General features: G+C 36.4%; 6 protein-coding genes. 5 read left to right on the plus strand and 1 reads right to left on the minus strand.

Annotation, left to right across the window (positions count from 1 at the left end; genetic code table 11):
- Position 1 precedes the first annotated feature (1 nt).
- From BM361_RS06445 to BM361_RS06455, 3 genes are read left to right on the plus strand one after another with little or no spacing between them, the layout of a single operon-like run.
- Positions 2-1,318 (plus strand): ABC transporter permease, encoded by a 1,317-nt coding sequence (locus BM361_RS06445; protein ID WP_038265824.1) that lies wholly within the window; start codon positions 2-4, stop codon positions 1,316-1,318.
- Positions 1,319-2,167 carry a mechanosensitive ion channel family protein gene (locus tag BM361_RS06450; protein WP_038265821.1) on the plus strand — a complete coding sequence of 283 codons (849 nt, stop codon included), beginning with the start codon at positions 1,319-1,321 and terminating at the stop codon, positions 2,165-2,167.
- 6 nt (positions 2,168-2,173) lie between these two features.
- Positions 2,174-3,337: a sigma-54-dependent transcriptional regulator gene (locus BM361_RS06455; RefSeq protein ID WP_074977705.1), complete on the plus strand. Its 1,164-nt coding sequence runs from the start codon at positions 2,174-2,176 to the stop codon at positions 3,335-3,337.
- Between the two features lie 44 nt (positions 3,338-3,381).
- On the opposite strand, the gene BM361_RS06460 is transcribed toward BM361_RS06455, so the two are convergent.
- Positions 3,382-4,203: a hypothetical protein gene (locus BM361_RS06460; protein WP_074977707.1), complete on the minus strand. Its 822-nt coding sequence runs from the start codon at positions 4,201-4,203 to the stop codon at positions 3,382-3,384.
- Between the two features lie 100 nt (positions 4,204-4,303).
- Between BM361_RS06460 and BM361_RS06465 the strand changes: the two genes are divergently transcribed.
- Positions 4,304-5,185 carry a PPK2 family polyphosphate kinase gene (locus tag BM361_RS06465; protein WP_074977708.1) on the plus strand — a complete coding sequence of 294 codons (882 nt, stop codon included), beginning with the start codon at positions 4,304-4,306 and terminating at the stop codon, positions 5,183-5,185.
- Positions 5,186-5,194: 9 nt separating this feature from the next.
- Positions 5,195-6,589: a M28 family peptidase gene (locus tag BM361_RS06470; RefSeq protein ID WP_074977710.1), complete on the plus strand. Its 1,395-nt coding sequence runs from the start codon at positions 5,195-5,197 to the stop codon at positions 6,587-6,589.
- Positions 6,590-6,700: the final 111 nt, after the last annotated feature.

Here is a 6,700-nt window from a genome sequence, read left to right on the forward strand (position 1 = left end):
AATGAATCACTTATTGCTGGTTATAAAGAGGGAATATATTAATAAGGTTCGAAACAAGTCATTTATTGTAATGACTTTTTTGAGTCCATTAATTTTTGTGGGATTAGCAGCTTTGGTAGCATATCTGTCACAGATAAATAGTGATAGTACCAAGACAATTGCCGTATTAGATGAATCGGGATACTTTGAAGAATTGTTTTTGTCGGATGGAAACTTAAGTTATCATGTACTTGAAAATACAACTCTGGCGGATGCTCAAAACCTTGTTAAAGGAGGAAATACATCCGGTTTATTATATATACCATCTGTTTCCCTGAAAGATTTGTCAAATTCTATCGAGTTTTTCTCTGAGGAATCACCAAGTTTTAATATGATAGAAGGTTTAACAGATAAAATTGAAAAGAAAATATTTAATCTTAATCTTCAGTATAATAATGTAGATGCCACTAAAATTGAAGACTCCAGAGTAGACGTAGATATAGTTCTTGAAAACTTTTCAGGAGAGAAAACTTCAAAGCTTGGTAACGTGTTGAAACTTGTTTTTGGTGGGGTGGCCGGATATCTGTTAATGATGTTTATTATCATTTATGGAAATATGATTATGAGGAGTGTAATTGAAGAAAAAACGAATCGTATTATTGAAATTATCATTTCGTCGGTTAAGCCTATACAACTCATGATGGGGAAGATTATAGGAACATCCTTGGCCGGAATAACCCAATTTTTAATGTGGCTTATAGTTGGAGGTGTTTTGTTAGGTTTGGTTTCTGTTATTTTTAATGTTGACCTTGTGGAGGCTAGAATGCAACAACCACAGATGCTGCTAGAAAACGCTGCACAACAAGAAAATATTGATGTAATCGCTCAATCATTAATCTCAGAGTTGTTCCATTTACCTTTAGGAACTCTCATTGCGAGTTTTGTGGTTTATTTCATAGGAGGCTACTTGCTTTACAGTTCTTTATATGCCGCTATAGGTGCAGCCGTGGATAATGAGACAGATACACAGCAGTTTATGCTGCCAATCATTATGCCTTTGATGCTTGGAATCTATGTTGGCTTTTTTACAGTGATGGAAGATCCACATGGTACTGTTTCGACAATATTTTCGTTCATTCCTTTTACATCTCCAATTGTCATGCTAATGCGAATACCATTTGGTGTTCCGATTTGGCAAATTATTTTATCGATATTAACATTGTATCTTACATTTAGCTTAACGGTATGGTTTGCAGCTAAAATTTACAGAGTTGGAATTTTGATGTATGGAAAAAAAGCGAGCTATAAAGAGATTTTTAAATGGATAAAATATTCATAAATGGAAATTGTAAAAGACGTAGTTAAGGAAATTAAAGATCTTTTGGGAATTACGCTTCTCGGGGGAGAAAAGTACACTGTAACGGTAGGAACAGTTTTGATGATGATTATCGGGTGTATAATTGCTTATTATGCCTTAAGATTAATTAGGAGTTTGGTTACTTCCAGGTTGTCAAAAGTAGATAAACGTAAGTTTACCAGTATTTTTACTTTCGTACATTACATCGTCTACGTAATTGTAATCATGGTGGTATTAAGTTCATCTGGCGTAGACCTTACTGTATTGTTAACTGCTTCAGCAGCCTTGTTTGTTGGTTTGGGCTTTGCTTTACAATATCTCTTTCAGGATATCATTTCTGGGATACTCATAATTTTGGATCAATCTTTGCATCAAGGAGATATAATTCAAATAAACGATAAGGTTGTAAAGATTTATGAGATCAGATTGAGAAGCACCAGAGGTGTTACCAAGAATGAAAAGGTAATGATAATTCCTAATCATAAGTTCTTAACTGAAAATATTTTCAACTTCACTCAGAACTCTCGTTTAAACAGGGAATTCGTTAAAGTTGGGGTGGCCTATGGAAGTGATGTAGAATTAGTGACTAAATTGTTAAAGGAGAGTGTTAGTGGAGTGGAAGGAGTTTTGGAAAAGCCTGGTCCCATAGTGTTTTTTGAAGACTTTGGTGATTCTGCCTTGATGTTCGGCCTGTATTTCTATACAGACGACACCTTTAATGAGCCTAGAATTAAAAGTGATATCAGATATAAAATAGATAAGCTCTTTAGAGAGAATAAAGTTACCATACCATTTCCTCAAAGAGACGTTCATTTATTTCAAGAAAAATAAAAATATATGTCAAAAATATTAATAATAGAAGATGAAGCTGCAATCCGTAGGGTATTGGTGAAAATCCTGAATGAGGAAAATGGAGATTATATAGTAGAGGAGGCTGAAGATGGTCTTTCTGGAATCGAAAAGCTTAAAAAAGATGATTATGATTTGGTATTGTGTGATATAAAAATGCCAAAGATGGATGGTGTTGAAGTGCTTGAAGCGGTAAAAAAGATAAAGCCAGAGATACCTTTTGTTATGATTTCGGGTCATGGCGACCTGGAAACTGCTGTGAATACCATGAAAATGGGAGCTTATGATTACATATCCAAGCCGCCAGATCTTAACAGGTTACTGAATACTGTTCGTAACGCACTTGATAAAAAGGAGCTGGTACAAGAGAACAAGCGCTTGAAGAAAAAAGTAAGTAAGCACTTTGAAATGATTGGAGAGAGCGAATCGATTAATCTGGTAAAGGAGATGATCGAAAAAGTAGCTACGACTGACGCAGGAGTTTTGATTACCGGTCCGAACGGGACAGGGAAAGAGCTTGTAGCTCATTGGTTGCATCAAAAAAGTGATCGCTCCAAAAAACCAATGATAGAAGTTAACTGTGCAGCAATACCATCAGAGCTGATCGAAAGTGAACTTTTTGGACATGTCAAAGGGGCTTTTACATCAGCAGTTAAAGATAGAGCGGGTAAGTTTGAAGCTGCCAACGGAGGAACTATTTTCCTGGATGAAATTGGTGATATGAGTTTATCAGCACAGGCAAAAGTGTTAAGAGCGCTACAAGAAAATAAAATATCAAGAGTAGGCAGCGATAAAGATATTAAGGTAGATGTTCGTGTTATAGCTGCGACAAACAAGGATCTTCAAAAGGAAATTGAAGAAGGCAAATTCAGAGAGGATTTATATCACAGACTTGCCGTAATTCTTATAAAAGTTCCTGCGCTGAATGATCGAAGAGAAGATATTCCTTTGTTGATAAAACATTTTGCAGCAAAAGTTGCTTCAGAGCAAGGAACGGTTGAAAAAGAGTTTACAGGTGATGCTATAAAATTACTTCAGGAATACGACTGGACGGGAAATATAAGGGAGTTGAGAAATGTAGTTGAACGACTTATTATTCTTGGAAATAAAGAAGTTTCCGAAGCTGATGTAAAGCTCTTTGCGAGTAAATAAAAAAAGCCCCATTTAGGGGCTTTTTTTTGTGGTGATATTTTATTCTAATTACAACTTTGCATGGCTGACAATGCCTCTTGTTGTACTTTGATTAATAGATTTTGATAGTATCTCCTGGTGTCTTCCAGGGTCTCGTTTTGTAGAGAGGATTCACTTTTATTGTAAATGAAAGCATCGAGTACCTGTTGCGCTTTCGGACACTCCATCGTATTGAGTAGTTTTTGCATTGCGGATTTGTAATTGGCAATGGCTTGATCGGCTTCATTTTTTAATAGTCTTTGCTCAGTTAGTTCAGCTTCTCTTTCCTTCAACAGTTTTGCTTTTTGAGCCTCTTGTTTTGCAATTTGTTCTTGTAGTTTTTGTTGCTCTTTCAATAATTGCTGTTGTTTTGCCTCTAAGGCTTTTTGAGCAGCTAATAAATTATCTTCATTAGAACTACTGCTTGTCTCGGCAATTGCAACATCATTTGAGTAGGTGTCAGTATTGGCCGGAGGAGTATATGATGATGAGGTGCAAAGTTCTAATGCATTCATCATTGCGTCCGCGTCTTCAAGTGCTTTTTGAGTGTAGAAATTACCGGTTTTCCAGTCTACAGGGTCTGCGGCTTTTTTTAGGTCAATTAAAGCTTCTTCAATTGCTTTTTTTGCTTTTTCACAATCACAACCTTGCATTTTAGATTGTGTTTTTTCAAAAGCTTCAATAGCACGGTCAGCATAGTAGCGTTGGTGATCAAAGTTATCAGCTTTTAATGCTCTTTTTGTATGCATTAGAGCATAACTCGCATAAGAATGAGCATCTGTACAATCAGCTAACACGAACGAAGATAGCATAAAGCATGATAGGGTAAGAAGTATAGCTTTTTTCATAATGTTAAAGTTTAAGTAAGAATTTTGGGTATTACAATATTACAATTTTCAATTGTTTTATTAAAGTGTTTTAGTAACTTAGATCGTCAAACATCAAATAATGAAGAAAATAAAATCCTCTGACTTCAGAGCTGAAACCCCTGTAAACCTTGCTGAAATCTCAACATTCAAAGATTTAAAGGCCTCAGAAGATGAATTAAAAAAGGAATTGGAAGAGGTTCGTGAGAAACTAGGAAAATTTCAGGATGTTCTATATGCCCATGGCAAGTATGCCGTTCTTGTTTGTATCCAGGGCATGGATACGGCGGGTAAAGATAGTATGATCAGAGAGGTGTTTAAGGATTTTAATACCCGTGGTATTGTAGTACATAGTTTTAAAGTGCCCACCCCATTGGAATTAAAACATGATTTTTTGTGGCGTCATTATATAGCATTACCTGCCCGTGGTAAGTTCTCGGTATTTAATAGAACGCATTATGAGAATGTATTGGTAACCAGGGTACATCCAGAGTATATATTGAATGAAAATATTCCGGGAGTGGAGACTTTAGAAGATGTTAATGATGCTTTTTGGCATCAGCGATTTGAGCAAATAAAGAACTTTGAAAAGCACCTGGTAGAAAATGGAACCATCATTTTTAAACTTTTTTTACACCTTTCTAAAAAAGAACAAAGGAATCGATTAATTAGAAGAATAGACAATAAAGAAAAAAACTGGAAGTTCTCACCGGGTGATTTAAAAGAACGAAAACTTTGGGATACCTATCAGCAGTTTTATGAAGATGCTATCAATCGTACCTCCACCTCCCATGCTCCATGGTATATTATTCCAGCAGATAATAAAGATGAAGCAAGACTTATTGTTGCTGATATTTTATATGATGAGCTCAAAGAGTACAGCGATATTGAAGAACCTGAGTTAGCCCCTGAAGTTCAGGCCAGTTTGGATGATTATAAAAAACAATTAGAATCGGAAATTTAAATATCATTGATGAAAAAATTACTTGTAGCATTCTGGATCCTACCAATAATAAGTTTTTCCCAGATGAGTGATGAAGAGCAATTGGAACAAATATATAAAATCGCTTTAACCGAATCTAAAGCTTATGAATGGTTAGATCATTTATCGAATCAAATAGGCGGCAGGTTGTCAGGTTCATTAAATGCAGAAAGAGCGGTAGCATATACCAAAGCAGAAATGGAAAAGCTGTCATTGGACAGGGTTTATCTTCAACCAGTAATGGTCCCAAAATGGACAAGAGGTATAGCTGAGTATGCTTTTATCGAATCAGGACCAGGTCTTACTACTCCTGTAAATATATGTGCTTTAGGAGGGTCGGTAGCTACGCCTGCCGGAGGGTTGAAAACTGAATTGATTGAAGTGCAAGGATTGGATGAGTTGGCTGCATTGGGAAAAGAAAAAATAGAGGGCAGAATCGTTTTTTATAACCGTCCGATGCAAGCAGATGTTATTAATACTTTTGAAGCATATGGTGGATGTGTAGATCAACGTTATTCAGGGGCTGCTGAGGCAGCAAAATACGGAGCAGTCGGAGTGATTGTCAGGTCTATGAATCTTCGCATAGATGATTTGCCACATACCGGATCGATGAGTTATGGTGAATTACCGATAAATAAAAGAATACCAGCTGCAGCCATTAGCACCAAACATGCGGATATTCTCAGCACAATGCTCGAACTTAACCCTAAGATTAAGTTTCACTTTCGACAGACTTGTAAAGTTTATCCAGATGTACTTTCATACAATGTGATAGGTGAAATTAAAGGGAGTGAATTTCCTAATGAAATTATTACTATAGGTGGTCATTTAGATTCGTGGGACCTGGGAGATGGTTCTCATGATGATGGGGCTGGCTGTGTTCAGAGTATGGATGTATTGCATTTACTAAAGAAAACTGGTTATAAACCGAAAAGAACTATTCGCGTAGTAATGTTTATGAACGAGGAAAATGGGTTAAGAGGAGGTAATAAATATGCCGAAGTAGCTAAGGCAAAAGGAGAGAATCATGTTTTTGCCCTGGAAAGTGACTCAGGCGGGTTTACACCTCGAGGATTCAGCTTTGATTGTTCGGATGAAAATTTTGAAAAAATAACCGCTTGGAAACCCTTATTTGAACCATATTTAATTCACTATTTTAAGAAAGGGGGAAGTGGCGCTGACATAGGGCCACTTAAAGGTGATGGTATTGTTTTGGCCGGATTGCGTCCTGATTCTCAGCGTTACTTTGATCATCACCATGCTGCCAACGATACTTTTGAGCATGTAAACAAAAGGGAGTTAGAACTCGGCGCAGCAACCATGACTGCTTTAGTATATCTAATAGATAAATACGGAACAATGCTTCCAAAGAAGATAAAAGGATAAACTAATTTGATTGGGGTGTTTAATAAGTTAAATGACTAATCATTCTGAATTTATTTCAGAATCTTATGATGTTTGTTCCCCCGCTCCGTATTCTTGACTTAGCGGAACAAG

The organism is Zhouia amylolytica, from assembly GCF_900116365.1.
In the GTDB taxonomy this organism is placed as follows: Bacteria; Bacteroidota; Bacteroidia; order Flavobacteriales; family Flavobacteriaceae; genus Zhouia; species Zhouia amylolytica.

Coding starts and splice junctions, on each gene's coding strand:
- BM361_RS06445 (WP_038265824.1), top strand. CDS start 2: ATGAATCACTTATTGCTGGTTATAAAGAGGGAATATATTAATAAGGTT.
- BM361_RS06450 (WP_038265821.1), top strand. CDS start 1,319: ATGGAAATTGTAAAAGACGTAGTTAAGGAAATTAAAGATCTTTTGGGA.
- BM361_RS06455 (WP_074977705.1), top strand. CDS start 2,174: ATGTCAAAAATATTAATAATAGAAGATGAAGCTGCAATCCGTAGGGTA.
- BM361_RS06460 (WP_074977707.1), bottom strand. CDS start 4,203: ATGAAAAAAGCTATACTTCTTACCCTATCATGCTTTATGCTATCTTCG.
- BM361_RS06465 (WP_074977708.1), top strand. CDS start 4,304: ATGAAGAAAATAAAATCCTCTGACTTCAGAGCTGAAACCCCTGTAAAC.
- BM361_RS06470 (WP_074977710.1), top strand. CDS start 5,195: ATGAAAAAATTACTTGTAGCATTCTGGATCCTACCAATAATAAGTTTT.